The 18,952-nt window shown below is 41.8% G+C and carries 16 protein-coding genes; 9 read left to right on the forward strand and 7 right to left on the reverse strand.

Annotated features, from left to right (window positions below; translation table 11 throughout):
- Positions 1-70: 70 nt before the first annotated feature.
- Together AAFH98_RS04065 and AAFH98_RS04070 are read right to left on the reverse strand one after the other, a co-directional pair.
- The gene (locus AAFH98_RS04065) at positions 71-1,777 is read right to left on the reverse strand and encodes a M28 family peptidase (protein WP_342521400.1); all 1,707 of its coding nucleotides are present in this window, start codon (positions 1,775-1,777) and stop codon (positions 71-73) included.
- A 21-nt stretch (positions 1,778-1,798) separates the two neighbouring features.
- A complete protein-coding gene (locus AAFH98_RS04070) occupies positions 1,799-2,551 on the reverse strand; it encodes a segregation and condensation protein A (RefSeq protein WP_342521401.1) in 753 nt (250 codons plus the stop codon).
- Between the two features lie 148 nt (positions 2,552-2,699).
- Between AAFH98_RS04070 and AAFH98_RS04075 the strand changes: the two genes are divergently transcribed.
- From AAFH98_RS04075 to metK, 5 genes are all read left to right on the forward strand, one after another.
- On the forward strand, positions 2,700-3,245 hold the full coding sequence (locus AAFH98_RS04075; protein ID WP_342521402.1) for an RNA polymerase sigma factor: 546 nt from the start codon (positions 2,700-2,702) through the stop codon (positions 3,243-3,245).
- Positions 3,246-3,346: 101 nt separating this feature from the next.
- Positions 3,347-4,168, forward strand: a complete 822-nt coding sequence (locus tag AAFH98_RS04080) for a tetratricopeptide repeat protein (protein ID WP_342521403.1) — start codon at positions 3,347-3,349, stop codon at positions 4,166-4,168.
- Positions 4,169-4,240: 72 nt separating this feature from the next.
- Entirely contained in the window at positions 4,241-5,242 is a 1,002-nt protein-coding gene (gene ruvB, locus AAFH98_RS04085) for a Holliday junction branch migration DNA helicase RuvB (RefSeq protein WP_342521404.1), read from the forward strand.
- A 165-nt stretch (positions 5,243-5,407) separates the two neighbouring features.
- A complete protein-coding gene (locus tag AAFH98_RS04090) occupies positions 5,408-7,120 on the forward strand; it encodes a fasciclin domain-containing protein (RefSeq protein WP_342521405.1) in 1,713 nt (570 codons plus the stop codon).
- A 162-nt stretch (positions 7,121-7,282) separates the two neighbouring features.
- Positions 7,283-8,431 carry a methionine adenosyltransferase gene (gene metK / locus AAFH98_RS04095; RefSeq protein ID WP_342521406.1) on the forward strand — a complete coding sequence of 383 codons (1,149 nt, stop codon included), beginning with the start codon at positions 7,283-7,285 and terminating at the stop codon, positions 8,429-8,431.
- A 90-nt stretch (positions 8,432-8,521) separates the two neighbouring features.
- On the opposite strand, the gene AAFH98_RS04100 is transcribed toward metK, so the two are convergent.
- From AAFH98_RS04100 to AAFH98_RS04110, 3 genes are all read right to left on the reverse strand, one after another.
- The gene (locus AAFH98_RS04100) at positions 8,522-9,211 is read right to left on the reverse strand and encodes a DUF748 domain-containing protein (protein ID WP_342521407.1); all 690 of its coding nucleotides are present in this window, start codon (positions 9,209-9,211) and stop codon (positions 8,522-8,524) included.
- 129 nt (positions 9,212-9,340) lie between these two features.
- The gene (locus AAFH98_RS04105) at positions 9,341-11,956 is read right to left on the reverse strand and encodes a M14 family zinc carboxypeptidase (protein ID WP_342521408.1); all 2,616 of its coding nucleotides are present in this window, start codon (positions 11,954-11,956) and stop codon (positions 9,341-9,343) included.
- Positions 11,957-12,116: 160 nt separating this feature from the next.
- Positions 12,117-13,256 carry a baeRF7 domain-containing protein gene (locus AAFH98_RS04110; protein WP_342521409.1) on the reverse strand — a complete coding sequence of 380 codons (1,140 nt, stop codon included), beginning with the start codon at positions 13,254-13,256 and terminating at the stop codon, positions 12,117-12,119.
- A 248-nt stretch (positions 13,257-13,504) separates the two neighbouring features.
- Between AAFH98_RS04110 and AAFH98_RS04115 the strand changes: the two genes are divergently transcribed.
- The gene (locus tag AAFH98_RS04115) at positions 13,505-14,809 is read left to right on the forward strand and encodes an Nramp family divalent metal transporter (RefSeq protein WP_342521410.1); all 1,305 of its coding nucleotides are present in this window, start codon (positions 13,505-13,507) and stop codon (positions 14,807-14,809) included.
- A 61-nt stretch (positions 14,810-14,870) separates the two neighbouring features.
- Here AAFH98_RS04115 and AAFH98_RS04120 read toward each other — a convergent pair whose 3' ends face one another.
- A complete protein-coding gene (locus tag AAFH98_RS04120) occupies positions 14,871-15,761 on the reverse strand; it encodes a DUF72 domain-containing protein (RefSeq protein ID WP_342521411.1) in 891 nt (296 codons plus the stop codon).
- Between the two features lie 195 nt (positions 15,762-15,956).
- On the opposite strand from AAFH98_RS04120, the gene AAFH98_RS04125 reads away from it, so the two are divergent.
- Together AAFH98_RS04125 and AAFH98_RS04130 are read left to right on the forward strand one after the other, a co-directional pair.
- Entirely contained in the window at positions 15,957-16,322 is a 366-nt protein-coding gene (locus AAFH98_RS04125; RefSeq protein ID WP_342521412.1) for a nuclear transport factor 2 family protein, read from the forward strand.
- An 11-nt stretch (positions 16,323-16,333) separates the two neighbouring features.
- Positions 16,334-16,828, forward strand: a complete 495-nt coding sequence (locus AAFH98_RS04130) for an SRPBCC family protein (RefSeq protein WP_342521413.1) — start codon at positions 16,334-16,336, stop codon at positions 16,826-16,828.
- Positions 16,829-16,885: 57 nt separating this feature from the next.
- Here AAFH98_RS04130 and AAFH98_RS04135 read toward each other — a convergent pair whose 3' ends face one another.
- Positions 16,886-18,442 carry a S41 family peptidase gene (locus AAFH98_RS04135; protein ID WP_342521414.1) on the reverse strand — a complete coding sequence of 519 codons (1,557 nt, stop codon included), beginning with the start codon at positions 18,440-18,442 and terminating at the stop codon, positions 16,886-16,888.
- An 84-nt stretch (positions 18,443-18,526) separates the two neighbouring features.
- On the opposite strand from AAFH98_RS04135, the gene AAFH98_RS04140 reads away from it, so the two are divergent.
- Positions 18,527-18,934 carry a hypothetical protein gene (locus AAFH98_RS04140; RefSeq protein ID WP_342521415.1) on the forward strand — a complete coding sequence of 136 codons (408 nt, stop codon included), beginning with the start codon at positions 18,527-18,529 and terminating at the stop codon, positions 18,932-18,934.
- Positions 18,935-18,952: the final 18 nt, after the last annotated feature.

The following is an 18,952-nucleotide window of genomic DNA, read 5'->3' on the forward strand; positions in this document are numbered from 1 at the left end:
TAAAGTAACAGGTTAGCCTGTTACCCAAGATAATCTCATCATCCTCTCCATCTTAGTTCATTACCCTTAATTAATTATCATCCTTTGTAATCTCAATAAACTGCTGGTTATCAACGGCAGGTCTGGCTTCTCCATTCGCCAACATCACCGTAGTCGCATACATTGTTTGAAGGATATTAGTCATTTTATCAAAACGGATTTTGTGTACTTCATCCGAAGGGCGGTGATAGTCTTCATGTACGCCGGTAAAAAAGAATGCAAAAGGTACCCGGTAACGACCAAAATGCCAGTGATCGCTGCGACGGTAAAACTGGTTGGGATCGTTAAGATCATTGTAAGTTTTGTCTAACTGAATTTGTCCCGATTGCTCATTAGCGACCTTGATAACGCTGTCCAATTCCGAAGAAATGAGCTCTGCCCCAATAATATAGGCGTACTTTTCAACGCCTTCCTTTTCATGCTTGGAGTCAATGCGGCCAATCATATCCGTATTTAAATTGGCAATGGTTTTCTCCATCGGAAATATCGCATGATCGGAATAATAACGTGATCCCAATAATCCTTTTTCCTCAGCTGATACATTCAAAAATAGTATAGAACGCTTGGGTTTCACCCCATTTTTTTCGGCCTCCGAAAATGCCTTCGCCATATTTAATAATCCAATCGTACCGCTGCCGTCATCATCGGCGCCATTGTAAATATGATCTCCCGTAGAATCTGGTTCTCCAATTCCCACGTGATCGTAATGCGACGTTAATACAACCACTTCATCTTTTAGTTTTGGATCCCCACCTTCAACAAGGGCTAATACATTCTTCGAGGTAATGGTCTCCCTTGAGGTATATGGCGTTTGTGACAAGCTATATTCGGTATCCACAGCTTTAAAGTCCGCAATTTCATCGATCAGCTGTTGACGATAGCTCACTAATTTCTCTACCGAGGATACGCTCAACATCTCAACTGCCAATTCGGGATTAACCATATTGTATCCACCTCTAAAACCATTGGAGTCATTACGTTCCTTATCCCGATAAGCCAGCGTAAGCCGACCGGCTTCGCCAAACGATCCCTGCATTTTTTGTGCCACCTGTCCATACTGATCCGGTTCCTCAACTGGAATCACCAATATCCCTTTGGCTCCTTTATCCATTATCATTTGAAACCGCGCCTGCGCTTCCATATTGGGATTAATTAAGGTATCACCATCTACCACATTGGGTATCCCCTGAAATACCATCACCCACTTATCTGTCAGATCCGTTCCATCCAGGTGGTCAATGCCTTTTTCCTCGTCGGTAATTCCAAAGCCGGCAAAAGCAATATCCCCGCTCAGGCTATCAATACCTCCAAAAAGACGTACAAATTGTGCTGATTTTTTGCTATCCGAAGTAGAACGGCTTATGAGTTTTTTCTCATTTTCTGCCTTCTGGTAAAGCTCAAATGTGACACTATCATTAATTGACGCATTAAGTTCAAAATGCTGAAAATAACTTCCGTTATCACCAGCCGGTACTAATCCCATTTTTTTGTACTCCCTGGCAAGATAAGCGGCCGCTTTATCTTCGGATGGCGTTCCCGTTTCCCGACCCTTCATCGTGTCATGGGCAAAAGCCGTGAGGTGAGGCTTCAGAAAATCCGTAGTAATATAATCTTGGTATGCCAACAGAGCCTCGGTATCGGTTTTAGGGGATTGACTATTTTGTTGGGATGAAGGCTCGGATCCGGCACAACTTACAAATAGCAGGGCAACAAAAAATAGTATAATCCGGTACTGCATAAAGGGTATTAACGTTTAATTCTAATTGGTTTCGGGTGTTCCAATAATCTCATCGACGGGTTTAAGATCTAAATAAAAAGCGGTGGGATCATCATCTTCGACATACAAATTTATCTGACGCTCTTTAAGCATTTCCAAAATAGCCAAAAAGGTTACCACGATTTTCGTAGTGTTTTTGAGCTCTTCACACATCGTCCGAAATGAGGTGCGACCGCCTTGCTGAAGGCGGTCAAGCACATACTCGCTCTGCTCTTCAATCGTATATTCAATTTTCTCGACATGGTGTATGCTTTCCTGTTTTTTGATATCTGATAGCACCTTTTTGAAGGCAGCCATCAAATCAAACATGGTTACATCTTGCAGAGCTTCGCCGGTAGCTTGTTTATCAACTTGATCAACCTTAGTATTGCCTCTAAAGTATGCCTTTTGCGCTTCTTCGGCCACATCTTCCATCTTGCCGGCCATCTCTTTGTAGCGTTTGTATTCAAGTAACCGCTGTACCAGCTCATAACGCGGATCGTGCTCGTCGAGCTCGTCATCCGAATCTTCTTGTGGAAGCATCATTTTGGCCTTAATCGACATCAACATGCTGGCCATCAAAATAAATTCGCTGGCAACATCTAAATCCAGCTCTTCCATCAAATTTATATACTCTAAAAACTGATTGGTTATATAAGAGATGGGAATGTCATAAATATCAAGCTCGTCCCTTTTAATAAAGAAAAGCAGCAGGTCGAGCGGACCTTCAAAATTTTTAAGCTGGACGCGATACATTAATGACGATCAATGTTAAATTCCCTGACTTCAAATAGGATAAAAGCAAATAGTGATAGCTTTTGCACCCAAAGTTAATGTAACTGTTGTTTATTGCCTAACTTTTTATAGTTTTTATACCAATTTTGGCTATATGGGATTATTAAATATGGATTACGCAAATTTAGTTACCGCTGTTCAAGAGAACAAAACACAAGAGACGAATAAAATTATTGAAGCCCTTCGTCCGCGGTTAATTGCATTTTTACAAATACATATGAATGCAAATCGGTCGGACGCTGAAGATTGTGCTCAGGATTCTCTTCTTACCTCACTGGAAGTCATAAAAGAAGATCGCATTAATGACCCAGACCAAGTTGTATCATACATCATGTCGATCTGCAGAAATAACTACCTCAAAATGCAGAAGAAAAAGCGTCCTGAAGCAACAGATGAAATCCCGGAAAGTCACCAACAGCCCCCTAACCAGTTACAAACGTTACTGGATGAAGAACAAGAGCAATTACTTGAATGGTGCTTAAGTCAACTCAAACAAAAATATCAGGATTTTATGGCCTATTGGTTCGACCATCCTGATTCCCATGCCAAAAAAGTAGCCGAGCATTTTGACATCAGCGTAAATAATGTTTGGACACGGAAACACCGCCTAATCCAAAAGCTAAGCGAATGCTATCAAGAAAAAAGTAAATTATAATGTAAGGATTAGGCTTTGAAAGGGTCTTACTAATAGATCTGGCGAAAGAAGGCCGGTTTAAACTGGCTGAAGTACAAATTTAGAATTTTAGAATGCACAAAATGTCAAGAGACTTAGAACTCGAAAAGCAAATTGATGCCTATGTTAAGGGCAAACTCTCTGATGAAGAGGCTCAAAAACTTTGGGAAAAGCTATTACAGCGACCCGATTACATTGACCTTCTTAAAACAGAATTGGGCGTAAAATCTATTCTTGAAAAACGTTCTTCTGAAGGCTATTCAAATTCTGCCCACGAAAACAAGAATATTATTTATTCAATTAAAGATTCCTGGAAATGGATCGCAGCGGCAGCAGCTGTAATCTTATTAGTTGTTTCGCTCAATATTTTTCACCTGGATACTACCACATCATTACAAAGTGAGGTACCAGCCCAGTTTAGCTTAGCTGACAACCTTTCATCAGCTGAAGTTTTCCGGAACCAAAAAGGAGAAACAACTCCTTCGGATTCTTTGCTTAACAATGGTTTTCAAGCAGCTCTTTCAGGTAATATCTCTAAGGCTATTGATACTTATGATGAGATTATTGATAAATATGAGGACAAACCTGCTGCAACAAAAGCCTATTTAAATAAAGGAATTATTCAATACAACAGCGGTAATTTTGGAACATCAATTCGCTCGTTCAAGGCGGTTATCGACCGAAAGACGAATCGTAAAACCCTCGAAGAGAAAGCTTATTGGTATATGGGGAATGCGTATGTCAATTTAGAACAGCTGGAAAAAGCCCGCGAAGCCATTCATACCGTTTATTCTATGGATGGTATATATCGAAAACCCTCATTCCGTCTTCTGCGAAAACTGGACTACAAGTTGGGGAATGTAGATTACGATAACTTTGAAGAACAAATGAAAGAAGGGCAATAAGCTTTCGATACTTTGCAAATAATGAGTTAATTTACTTGCCGTAAAAGTTGGTTAACTCATACCCTGTTTATTTTGCAAAATCCTCTGTTAGACGCTTCTGATAACGACCAAGAGTTTGAACGTTCCCTGCGTCCTACACGTGTCAGTGAGTTTATAGGACAACAGAAAGTCATCCAAAATCTTTCTGTTTTTATTAAAGCTGCACAAAAGCGAAACGAAGCGTTAGACCATGTTATCCTTTCCGGCCCTCCGGGGTTGGGAAAAACTACGTTGGCTCATATCATTGCTAACGAGATGGGGGTGCAAATCAAGCCTACCACCGGGCCTGTACTTGAAAAGCCGGGTGACCTTGCGGGTATGCTCACCAACCTTGAAGAAGGGGACGTCCTATTTATAGATGAGATCCATCGCCTGAATCCTGTTGTAGAGGAATATCTGTATTCTGCTATGGAGGACTATCAGCTGGATATCGTAATAGATTCCGGGCCTAATGCCCGCAGCATTCAAATTGAACTAAACCGGTTTACGTTGGTAGGAGCCACCACACGAAAAGGCTTACTCACAGCTCCGCTCCGAGCCCGTTTTGGCATTGATATGCGGTTGGATTATTACGATGTAGAGCTGCTTCAGCGCATTGCCCTTCGAACGGCAGACATCCTGAATATGGGTATCACAGATACCGGTGCTCACGAAATTGCGCGCCGTAGCAGGGGCACACCTCGTATTGTTAATAAGCTTTTGCGTCGCACCCGTGATTTTGCCCAAGTACAAGATATGGATACCATTAATGATGAAATTGCGGATACAGCTCTAAACGCCCTTGATGTTGATCAAAACGGCTTTGATGAAATGGACATCCGAATTTTGAAAGCTATTATTGAAAATTATGAGGGAGGTCCTGTTGGGCTGGGAACGCTTGGCGTTGCAGTAGGAGAAGATAAAGGAACGATTGAAGAAGTTTATGAACCATATCTGATAAAGGAAGGGTTTCTACAGCGAACTCCAAAGGGAAGAGTTACTACTCGAAAAGCTTTTGAATATTTAGGAGTCAATCCTGACAAGGAGGAGTATTAATTAAATTAACCAACAAAAAAATACACTTAAAAACCAAACAATATATCCCTTCGTTCCATAATAAAATTAAATTATTTTATTAAATATTTTTATTCATTTAGGGAACAAAACCTATTCAATGTGTGATTATAAGGTATCATTACCATTAATTAATCATACATTACAATGGAAACAACAACTCACAATCCTTATAAAAATCTGAGTAAATTCTTGCTCAGAAGTTTTGTTGCTGTACTGCTTGTATTTGCTTTACAAGCATGTGGCGATGATGACGAAAACGGACCAACAGACCCACCAAGTGAAACCGGTAACATTGTTGAAGTAGCAGAGTCCAATGATGATTTTAGCGACTTGGTATCTGCACTTAGTAATGCCGGACTGGTATCTACGCTTGAAGACGATGGACCTTTTACGGTTTTTGCCCCCACCAATGATGCTTTTGCTGGCGTTGACCTAAGTGGGTTTACTGAGGATCAGCTGGTAGAAATTCTTAGCTATCATGTTGTCTCTGGAAATATAGCATCCGGAGATCTCAGTGCTGAGCAATCGGTGGAAGCCCTTGCCGGTGGTAACCTTTTTATTACGGCTGATGGCGAAGTTCGTATCAATGATAACGCTACGGTTGTAGACGCTGATATCGAAGCTTCCAATGGTGTTATTCATGCCATCGACCAAGTCGTACTTCCTGATAGCTATCAAGATGTAGTTGGTATTATTTCTAAGCGGTATGGCCTGCAATCTCTCGAAGATGCCGTGGTCAGTGAGGAGCTGACTGCTGCCCTACAGGGAGACGGACCGTTTACCGTTTTTGCTCCCACTAACGATGCGTTTGACAATGCTGAACTCGGTGACCAAAACTTAGCAGAAGTATTACAGTACCATGTAATACCAAATGAAGTGCTTTCAGGCGACCTCCAAGCAGTTCAAACCGTCGAAACCCTACAGGGAGAGGAACTAACCATTGAAGCTGCCGACGGTTCGGTGACTATTACGGATAATTCCGGCCAAACCTACGAAGTTACCGAAGCTGACTTGCAAGGTACCAATGGGATAGTACACATCATCAATGGAGTACTAAATCCTGCACCTAATATCGTTGATGTTGCTACTGAAGCAGGCAACTTCACTACACTTGTTGACGCTCTTGGTCAAACAGGATTAGATGAAGCTCTACAAGGAGCAGGTCCCTTTACTGTATTTGCACCTACCGATGATGCTTTTTCTGGCGTTGACCTAAGTGGATTCACCAATGAACAGCTTACGGAAATACTTCAGTACCATGTCGTAAATGCAAATATTCTGTCTTCAGATTTAGAAACTCAACAATCAGTTGCGGCATTATCAGAAGATAGTCTTTTTGTGACTGTCAATGGAGAGGTGGTCGTCAACGATGCAGCAACTGTTATTAACGCTGATATTAGTGCTTCAAATGGTACTATCCACGCTGTCGACAACGTACTACTTCCCGACAGTTATCAAGATGTTGTTGGTATTGTCTCGAAGCGCTATAACCTACAGGCCTTAGAAGATGCTGTGGTGCAGGCTGGTTTAGCAGGCACACTTCAGGGTGATGGCCCCTTTACGGTTTTTGCTCCCACCAACGCAGCCTTTGATGAAGTAGATACCAGCGGCCTTTCAGATCAAGAACTGCAAGATATTCTGGAATACCATGTACTGCCACAAGAAGTACTTTCTGGTGACATCGAATCAGGTACCGTAACAACTGTAAATGGGGCCGACCTTGAAGTTACCGTTAATAATGATGGCAGTGTTTCATTGACAGATGGAGCCGGAAATATCGCTACCGTCATCACGGTTGACTTACAAGGAACCAACGGAGTAGTACACATTATTGATGGAGTATTACTTCCAAGTTAATCAACAAGCTAAGTAGTATTACTTTGCCACTACCCGAAAAAGCCGTGTTTTCCTAATTAAAACTCGGCTTTTTCTATTAATAGATCGTTCTGCATAATTAGACAGATTTTTGTAGCTTCAAGGCTTCAAATTAATCACTACTGACACGAATTTTTTATTCCGATGAAAAACCTTTTTACCTCCGAATCAGTATCAGAAGGACATCCCGATAAAGTTGCGGATCAAATTTCTGATTCTATCCTTGATTCCATGCTTGAACAGGATCCAGATTCTCGAGTAGCTGTGGAGACGTTAGTTACCACGGGCCTTGCTGTAATATCAGGTGAAGTTACTACCGATGCCTACGTAGATGTTCAGGAAATCACTCGTGAAGTCATCAAAAGTATTGGCTATACAAAAAACTCTTATCGTTTTGATTCGGAGTCTTGTGGCGTCTTAACAACCATCCACCAGCAAAGTCCCGACATTGCGCAGGGAGTAGATGAAGGCGAAGACAAAGAAATGGGCGCCGGCGACCAGGGCATGATGTTTGGGTACGCCACGAATGAAACTGACACCTATATGCCCATGACTCTTCAATATTCTCATGACTTGCTTCGGGAACTTGCGCACATCCGCAAAGAAACAGCCCTGCTTCCATACTTGGCACCCGACAGCAAAAGTCAGGTTACGGTTGAATACGATGACGAAGGAAATCCAAAGCGAATAGATACGATCGTTATCTCGACCCAGCACGATGAGGGCATTGATCAGATCCAAATCAAAAAGGATTTAAAAAAGCATCTGGTTCCAAAAGTTATTTCTGAGGATTTGATGGATGCCGAAACAATCTTTCATGTAAATCCCACCGGTAAGTTTGTTATTGGCGGCCCCCATGGAGATACCGGCTTGACAGGACGTAAAATTATTGTTGATACCTACGGCGGACGTGGTTCGCATGGAGGAGGAGCTTTTTCCGGAAAAGATCCTTCAAAAGTAGATCGCAGTGCTGCCTATGCTTCGCGACATGTTGCCAAAAACGTTGTCGCTGCTGAATTAGCTGATGAATGCCTGATACAGCTGGCTTATGCTATTGGCATTCCAGAACCCGTATCTGTTAATGTAAATACTTATGGTACAGGAACGGTTAGCGATGCTGAGTTAGCTGAAGCTATTAAGAAAACTTTCGATTTAACACCGTCTGGAATTATTAATCGGTTTGATTTAAAACGACCCATCTATTCAAAAACAGCGGCTTATGGACATTTTGGTCGCAACGAATTTCCCTGGGAAAAGCTGGATTATACTGATAAACTTGCTAATGCCTTATAAGTTTTAGCTCCCAAATCTTATTACAAATAAAAAAGAGCCCTCTCTGATTGAGAGGGCTCTTTTTATTTATAAGCTATATTCAAAAACCCTTTATCCATCTAACACATCTTGTAAGGCATCTTTCGCCTTATCCATCAGCCCCTGCTCAATAGCTTCTTGCAATGCTTTTTGCAGCACGGGTTCCAGTACTTGGCGAAGCGTCTGCTCCATGGTATTACTGCCACTGCGTCCAATGCCTTCAAGTTTTATTTGGCTAAACTCCCCTTTGACAGATTCCCCTTCTCCGATATCTGCCATTAACATCACGGTTCCATTTTCGACCAATAAATAATCTACAATTAAATGAGTATCCGACGAAGAAGATCCATCCATATTTGCGGTAAGAGCATCAAAATTATTCCCCGATGCTTTTTGCTCGAAATAAAGTTCTGGAGTTTGAATATGCACTTCATCAGCTATAACGGTATCGGCCAACAGGGAAGATATATTTATCTTAATACGGATCTCCTGTAGCTTTATAGCCGGACGATCACTAAAGCCTTCGGGATTATGAATAGTAATTCCGCTTATTGTTCCTGAGCCATCTACCAGTGATATTGACACATCATCAACTTCCACAGAGGTATTCATCATTTCAGTGGTCGTATCCTCTAAACCGGATTTTACCATCCCATCAATACTAAAAGAGAGTGCTAACGCCCCAAGAGCAACTATTACAATAATTCCAAAAAGCACCTGAAAAACAGGCTTTAAATCTAATTTTGATGAAAACAAACCCATGCTGTCCCTATGTTAATTTTTTGTTGGTGAAATATAAGAGGGTTCAATCAAAATATTTGAGAAAATAAAAAGGCACAGAAACCTCACGATTTCCATGCCTTTTTGTTGATATAGCGTTATTAACCGAGTTTAATTGCCAGACCCACCATCAATCGTTTGACCAAAAAAGATGGCATTCATAAACAGCTTGTTCGTACCAAACCAGAATGCCCTAAAGTTGGGGTTATCCGTCATGGAAATTACACGTCCACTACCCACATCACTTACAATAATAGCCGCCGTTCCTGAAAGTTTATCCAGATTTTCATCTGAAACATAGCCACTGGCCAGCGGATCCTCGGTATAATACAATGGCGTTGCGTATGGATTTTCTGCTTTCTCTAAAAAGAGTGTACTATTTCTAAACACCGTTAGGTCTTCGTCATTATATCCATACCCAAGAGGATGTGTGAGGTCGAGCTTGGTATGAAATATGGTTCCGCCGATATACTGCGCGCCGCGAGCATTACTCATATCAGCATACGGCTTGGGCGTAACCTCTTCACCTGAATCTGAGCTATCCTCCTCAGACAAAAATTTGATATTTGCCAAGTCATTACGTTCCGCCCAGTTATTGGCATACTTTGTTGTAATCAGCGTGCCACCATTTTGAACCCACCGTTTGATTCTGTTTACCTCCTGTTTTGATAAGTTATTATAACTTCCATTTACCATTACAATCACATTATACCTACCCATGTCGGTATGGGTTAATCGATCCATGGGGAAAAGGGTAGGCGGCATTTCAAACCGTTGATCAAGCAAGTGCCATACTTCGCCAACCTCATACGAACTGGCGCCATCGCCAGCAAGTACGGCAACCTCTGGCTTTTCGAGATCTTCGAACGAACCACTTCCCAAATCAATACCTTTGGGCGTTAATCCTGTTCCTACAGAATATATCGTTAATCCATCCTCCTCGGCCGCTTCGCGAATAACATTATGGATCTTATTGCGGTCAACTTTTTGCGGGCCCATGGGAACCAAAATACTTCCATAATCAAACTCTTGAGTTCCGTCGCTGGTAACGCCAGTAAATGGTTTCGAGGCCACCTTCACACGAACGCCCGCCTCCATTAATCGATTAACTGCGCGTGGGGCATAATACTCATCCCATTCAAACACATACGCATAATCACTGGTACCACCCAACACCGTTCCTTTGGGTTCCGCAGGTAAGCCTTCAACCTTTTCGCCTAACAAATTATTACTGAAATCGCGACCTTCGAGCTCAGCAAATGGCAAGTTAAAAGCGTAGGGCATTGTCCAGGCCGATACATCATAGAAAAGACTATCGGTAAAAGTAGTACGACGCTCAAATAATGACTGTACAAATCGATACTGCCTTTGGTCGGAGGGAATAATATATGAGGAACCGCTTTTGAATGACTCTCCATCAGCCGTTATATCTTGACTCAAATTGTATAGTTCTACCTTATGGCGCTTAAGCATTTCCGCAAAATGATACGTCCGCGCGTTATCATGCTCGGACCCAAATACATATCCCTCAATATCTGACTGATCACCTTCGCGCTTTGACTCCTGGTAGAAGCTACGCTGATAATTCAGAATATCTTCGCGCAGATTTTGTGAAGCTTCCCACGTTGAAAGAGAAGTCAAAAACTGGTTTTTAATCGTGAACGGAAATTTCAATACGCCGTGCTCACTTTCCTGAGCATGTCCCCGTGAGCTGGCCTGCTCAAATAAAATACCAATACTACCATTAATATCGGGATAGGTTGACCCCTTTCCATAATAAAAGTCGTCGAAACTTTCTTGCGAGTAATACAGGCGATCGTTTTGGTCCAACTTCTCTGCATGATAATCCGCAATAGCCTTCGTAAGCGATTGGTTCATCTCAGGCGTATTGGGATGGGTTCGGGACTGTATTCCCGGCTGGAAAAAGAATGTAGAGTTAGTGCCCATTTCGTGATGATCCGTCAGAATATTGGGCTTCCATTTATGGAAATTATCGATGCGGCCCTGACTTGTGGGATGCTGTACCAACATCCAATCACGATTCAAATCAAACCAATAATGATTGGTACGTCCACTGGGCCAGCGCTGGTTGAGTTCCATACTATTGGGGTCCGCAACCATATTTTCACTTTTGTGCGTGTTCGCCCAGCTGGCAAATCGGCTTAGCCCATCGGGATTTAAACTTGGGTCGAGCAAAACAACACTATTCTGAAGCTTCTCTTCAATCTGTTCTCCTTGTGCTGCTGCCATATGGTAGGCTACCAGCATCGAGGCATTTGAGCCACTCGATTCATCGCCATGGATACTATATCCCATATACAACACGATAGGCATATCAGTGGTATTCAGCTCATCAGATCGTTCGGGATTGGTAAGCGCAACATGTTCTTCGCGAATCTGATCAATATTGTCTTGATTCTCCGGTGAAGTGATCGTCAGATACACCAAATCGCGGTCTTCGTACGTTTCTCCAAACTTATGAAGGGTCACGCGATCAGAAGCTTCGGCCACGGCATGCATGTATTGCAAAAGTTGATCATGACGCACGTGCCATTCGCCGGGGACATTCCCCAGCACTTCTTGGGGCGTTGGAATAGATTCATCATACTCAACATCCTGGGGCAGGTAGTATTCCATAGATGCCTCGGCATCAGCAGGATTTTGAGCGTAAGCATTTCCGAAAATCGTTACTGCAAAGAGCAACAAAATGAGGCTTCGTACTTTCATAGCAGGTCCTTTATTTAGCAAGAGTTTATGTAGGCCTTAAGTGTAAAGGTTATGAATGAAAAATGTTTTAAAAAATAAAAGGCATCGACCGTTAAGCCGATGCCTTAATGTAAATTTATATTTGGGGTCGAAGAAGTTGTTCGACCTATCTGTTTATATGTTATGCATAACGGAATATGGCTGCAATCGATGAACCATTTGGCATGTCCTCTTTATCCAGGGCATACACATTTCCACTTTGGGTCAAGGTTTTGATCGCTGCCATATTTATAAGATCATGCTCTCCATTTTTGGGTTCAGTGCTATGGTGCACGGTATCGCGTTCCATATCAAACCATCCCCAGCTGTGTTCCCCAATAGGTACAAAAAGGGATTCAATTTTCCCATAGTAGGCCGCCTCCACAATTTGTGATAGATTATCCGACTGCTTATCAGATCCGGACAAATCCCCAAAACGCTCAATATCATCGTACATACTTTGCAGAAAGTACGATTTAATAACACTCCAGCCCTCATCTTTCACTTCTGTATCACTTTTAGGATCGGGATTACCCAATACCGCTTCATCCATAAGCCGGCTGTAGTTATTTACTTTCCGATATTCGGCGACAGCCTCCTGAACACCCGCTAAAACAAGCGGGTCGTTACGTTTTCTCAGAATGGAAGTCACCTCGTTTTCGATAGCTTTGAGATAATTTTTAATCTCTTCGGTATTTGTATCACGCGATCCCCCTTGGCCATGAAATATCGCCTGTGCGTTACCTCCTTGTCCGGAGTGGTGCTGCAGGTGATCTTCGTTTACATCATACTTCAAAAACTCTTCGAGACTGTCGGGAGACTCTTCAAGTTCAATCTCTTCCACATTCGCGCGGGTGCATTTGAGCAGCCGTATTTTCTTTTGACTCAGCGCCAAAATACAAAACGTACCTTCTAACGTAATCATCGGTACCAGCGGCGTAATTAAAAAATGATCATCAACCATAACCCGCTCCTTAAACTCATGGGGTATGCGATAGTATTCAAATTCATCATCGCTGATAAATAATGCTAATCCCTTATCATTATGCTGCCAAAACAATGGTTTATCCAAGAGATCCCGGGCATCACTTAGTAACTCATCAATTTGTTGTTCTTTCACTTCCCGGCCCTTCAATTTTTGAACCGCATCACTCAATAAATTTTTTAAGCGAATAGGATCTTGTTGTACTTCTTCTCCGGCTTTATGCGTCGGCAAATAAATAGAAATGCAATGGTCACCTTCTTTATTCGCAAGTTCGAGTATATCATCACGCGTAATCATAAATACCTCCGGAAATAAAATGAATATTAATTCGAATATTGGATTGAGTAACAACTCTCCAATGCTGAAAATTCAGCTTGTATTTCTAACTAAATACTGATTGGCGTTTTTGTCAATATTTATCTGGGTTTTATAACGTATGATACCGCGTATGTTATATTTTGTTTTACCATATACTAATTTGATTTAATTTCCCAACCAATTTTTATTATCGTTGTTTCAAACTGCGGGATAAAAACATAAGGTGTATGGCTCAATCAAATGAAAAAGATTCGGAACAGGTTACATCAGACAAAACCAAAGACAAGTGGCATGGACTTAAACAAAGCTTAGGGCCGGGCTTACTCATGGCCGCCGCTGCCATTGGGGTTTCGCATCTCGTACAATCGACCCGTGCCGGTGCCACCTATGGTTTTGCTCTGGTTTGGGCTGTTATTTTAGCCAACTTTTTTAAATACCCCTTTTTGGAATACGGTCCTCGTTACGCTATTGCTACTGGCGAAAGCATGATTGAAGGTTATAACCGGCTCGGTAAATGGGCCATTGGTATTTTTGTGATTTTTACGCTGGGAACGATGTTTGCCGTACAAGCCGCCGTCACTATTGTCAGTGCCAGCCTGGCGGCCGAGCTTACTGGTATTGCTCTTTCTCCCTTGGTGTGGAGTGCCATTCTTTTATCCATCTGTATTTTACTACTCATTTCGGGACAATATTCCGCCCTCGATGGAGCTATAAAACTTATTATGGTCGTCCTTGCTGTTTCAACCGTCGTTGCGCTGGGTGCCGCCCTTTTCCAGGGAGGTCAATACGAGGTCACTAACTATTATCCCAGCATCTGGAATGTCGCCGGTGTCTCCTTCCTGATTGCCCTCATGGGCTGGATGCCCATCCCCATTGATGCCGCGGCCTGGCATTCGCTGTGGACACTCGAGCGCGAAAAACAAACCCAATATCGTCCCAAGCTGAAAGAGTCACTCCTTGACTTTAATATTGGATATATTGGAGCGGCTTTGCTGGCATTGGGATTCCTTCTACTGGGGGCTATAGTTATGTACGGCAGCGGAGCCGACTATGCAAGCAGTGGCAGCGTATTTGCTGGACAACTACTGAGTCTGTACACCGAAAGCTTGGGCGACTGGCTGTATCCGGTCATTATTATATGCGCGTTTACCACCATGTTTAGCACCACGCTTACCGTCACCGATGCTTATCCAAGAGTTTGTCGACGCATGATCGAAGTGTTGCTTCCAGAAAGCATAGAGCAAAAAGACAGCTTACCAATATACCGGGTTCTAATTGTGATTATCTCCCTGTTTTCTCTCGGTGTACTTTATTTCTTAGGAGATTCTTTTACCCTAATGGTTGATCTTGCCACAACCCTTTCTTTTCTGACCGCCCCGGTTCTTGCCTATCTAAACTATAAGCTGGTTACCGCCGATCACATGCCCGACGACTGTCGACCTCAACCATGGTTAAAATGGCTTAGTTGGAGTGGGATGGTGTTCTTAACAGGCTTTGCACTCGTTTACCTGTACTGGATCATCCTACTTTAAGAGGCACCAAAATCCAATAACAACACTAATTCTACCTCATTATAAGATAGCACTTCGTTTCTTAAAAAAGATCATTTTGTTCACCTGGTAACTTTGGCGGTTCCAAATCTGTTCCCAATGACGCATTCAGTTTTTGAATAAAATAGGCCGACAGCTTGGGCGACGCTTTTTCCTTATTTTGATGGACAAAAAAGTGGATATTATCCAGTCCCTGCTCGTTCCACTTTGTTAAACGTTGCACCCACTCATCAAGCCGACTGTAATCTGTTTCGTGATTAGCTCCAACATACCGTACAAAAGCTTCATTATTGGTCAAACGCATGTGCAGCAGATCGCGCCTTCCGGCTGTATCCGTAATTAGATTAGCTACGTCGTTTTCCTCCAACAGTTGATAAAGCTCATTGGCTACTTCAGAATCAGCAAACCAATCGGGGTGACGAAATTCTATGGCCAGCGGAACGCCCTCGGGCCAACGTCCTATAAACCGAGCAACCCGGTCAAAATATTTAGGCTTAAAATTGCCACGCAGCTGTAAAAAGGTTGTTCCCAGTTTCTCTTTAAAATGAATAATACTGTCATAATAATCCTCAGTAGCGGTTTCAATATCATTAAGCCATTTTAAGTGACTAATATACCGGTTGACCTTCGGAAAAAATTTGAAGTCTGTAGGTACTTTGTTGTACCAGGTTGTTATCTGGTCTTTATCAAAAGTATTATAAAAGGTGGCATTGAGCTCTACTGAATTAAAGTTTTTTCCATAGTATTCGAGTTCATCTCCTACGCCATCCGGATAAAAATTCTTGAGATCTTTCTTATTCCACTTGGCACATCCTACATAAACCGAAGGGGTTTCTTTATCCCCATAAGTAGAAAGTACGTTTTTTGTTCGGGGATGATCATCGGGAAGAGATAGGTTCTGGTCACCGGGATTATCAATACTGCCAAATTTCATAACAAGTTATTAAATCTTAGTTGAATTAGATGATTCATAAGAAATAAGGAACAAATTAGAATAGGAAGCTTACCTACAAAAGTACCCTCCAAAATTGCTATCAATGGAAAAACTGTAACCAGTAAATTACATATATATTCTAATAATTATGAGTGAATATCGGATTTATCCCAAATTAAATAAGAGGGAATAATTATGAGTACCAAAGAGCAATTTTTGCGTGATTTTAATAACGCTTTTGCCAACAGCGATATAGATTATATTTCAAAATTTGTTGCAGATGATATTCAATGGATCATCAAAGGCGACGATGCCATCATAGGTAAAAGTAACTTTACCACTGCGCTCAAGGAGATGAAAGCTGATGAACCGTTCGAACTTTCTATTGATAATATCATCATACACAAAAATAAAGGCATAGTTGAAGGCTCAATGTCATCGCCAGATGGCAAAACATATGCCTTCTGTGATAGTTATGTTTTTAGTGATACCGATGTTCCCATGATCAATAAGATGACATCCTATGTAATTTCGTTAGAGAAAAAACCAGTAAAAGCGTAAGAGGTAATCCTTTGAAAAAAACTGACACCACAAATAAGCTGGTTATCACCCGCCATTTTGATGCTCCCCGGGCATTGGTTTGGGAGGCATGGACCCATCCTGGAAAAATAAAACAATGGTGGGGGCCAAAAGATTTTAGCTGTCCCCATGCCAGCATCGATTTGCGAAAAGGAGGTAGCTACTTAAACTGTATGCGTTCGCCCGAGGGCAAAGAGTTCTGGTCTACGGGTACCTACAAAAAAATAAACGCCCCCTCTAAGTTAGTTTGTACCGACAGTTTTGCCGACTCCGAGGGTAATCTCGTCCCCGCTTCGTACTATGGATTTGAAGAAGACTTTCCCCTGACTATGGAGATCGTACTACAACTTGACGAAATAAACTCTAAAACTCGCATGACGCTGAAGCATATTGGTATCCCGGCAGGTGACATGACCAAAGAAACCAAAAGAGGATGGAATCAATCGTTCGATAAGTTAAATGCCTATCTTAACACTTCCGCTAAATAAAAAAGGGAATCAGGCAATTAGCCCTGATTCCCTCTACTAATTTTTGTGTTAGCTTACTTACCGCTTTTCACCTGTTGGCATCATATAAGGCTCTACAAACATGCCTTGTCTATGCAACTTAAAGGCATCAAAACCAGTAGGTAGTGGGGCTTCTTTCATCTTGATCTGTTTAACACCTGCGCGCCGTTTCGTTTGTTGACCAAGTATTATATCAATAGCCCGAGAAAAAAGAGGTTCCTCAGGATTACCTAAGTTTGGCTTATTTAAAATATTATCCAGCGTTATCTCACTAACGCAGTTATCAGAATCATCATCGGGACAGCCATCAGACGTATATCCCTCCGGCGCAAATCCTGTTGGATAGGCTTCCCCATCAGCATTAACTATTTTTAGTACAATTGGTTGAATAGCCTTTTTGTGATCCGAATTGGCTTCATCGCTATTTAGATAAGGAGACGGAGCATCATACAACGTTAGGGACCCTTCATCTTTACCTACCGTTTTCAAACCGATGTATGTTACGTCTATATGGGGAAGCAGGCTATTGATCACCGTCTCACTGGCAGAAGCCGTCCCCGAACTGGTCAACACATACACTTTATCTAACGATAAGCGGTTCATAGATTCAGAATTTTCAAAGTTTCCTTCATTATCTCGCTTAATATCGCCGTCTTCATTTTCCAAGGGCACTTCATCTAAAAAAAATACCTCCCGATTATTATTTGCAGATCGTTTTTCGTTGTATTCAAACTCTCCAAATTTTGTTGAACTTCCGAGCCCGGAGATCATACTTGTTAACAGTTGGCTGGTTATTACAGCTCCACCGCCATTGTAGCGCAAATCTAACACAAGCTCATTTATGGCTTGGTTTTTAAAATCTGAAAATACGTCGTTGAGGGCTTGATGTGAATTCGTTTGAAAAGAGTTGTACATCAAATAGCCAATCTTTACCCCACTGGTATCTATAACCTCACTGGCAAATACTGGGTCTTCAATAACTTCCTGAGATTCCACGGTAACGGTTTCATCTTCTACATATTGAATATTACTTCCCGAGGTATCAATTTTTGCCAACGTTAAATCATGGGCCGAATCGTTTGTCAAAAGATCCAGGTAATTATTTACCGTTATGGTAGTACCATCTACTTTTGTAAATAAATCTAACCGCTCAAGACCGGCGTCTTCTGCTGGAGAACCTGGAATAACATAACGCACATATCCCACTAAATCCGTTTGCTGCTGATCTTTATAATAGAATCCATAATTCAGTCCCAAGGCCGCATAAATACCATCTTGCTCATTTTGGTATTCTTCATAATCATCAATAAAAAAGGAAAAGTCATCATCGGGATGTCGAAACGATTCAAATAACGCTTCTGCATCAGAAAACCCATTAAGATATCTCCAAAATTCCCCCTCATTGTCATCACGATTATCGGCAAGCGCCGAAACATCACCCTGCCAATAATACCAGTAGTTCATGGCATTCCATACAAATTGCTTTTCATCAGAGGGTTCTTCTATTTCATCATCCGAATCTGAACCCGTTAAAAGTTCACAGCCTCCAATAATGATCACTAAAAATGCAATACAAATAAATCGCAAATTTTTCATAACTTTTGTACTAAAATTACACAATAGCTGTTATATACTTACAAAACTAATTTCTGATTACTTTTATTCCCAATGAAGATTATAATGTTGTTTATAACACCCATATTACTGTTTTCATCTGGGTGTTCCTCAACTGAAAATACAGTAAGTAATCAAAATATTCAGATTTTAAATGCGACATATGATAACTGGTCCCGCTCTCCCATAGGGAGTTCTGATGTACCAGAAGTGGGGACCGACCTCTCTGTAACAGTAAAAAACTGGTCTTCTGACTTTACGCCCCAGCATATCATTTTTAACAACAGAAAGTCACTTTCTGCTACAATAAGCGATACCCTTGACAATAATATTATAATCACCGGACGAATTATTCGGACCTCATCCAAACTTCCAAAAACATCAGACTCTACCGAAAAGAGCGATCGGTTGGTATTTTCAGATTCTGATGGGAATACGAATCACGTCCTAATCGAAGACTGGCAACGAAATTAATACCATAGCTGGGGTATA

It is taken from the genome of Fodinibius sp. Rm-B-1B1-1 (assembly GCF_038594945.1).
GTDB classification, from domain to species: domain Bacteria; phylum Bacteroidota; class Rhodothermia; order Balneolales; family Balneolaceae; genus Fodinibius; species Fodinibius alkaliphilus.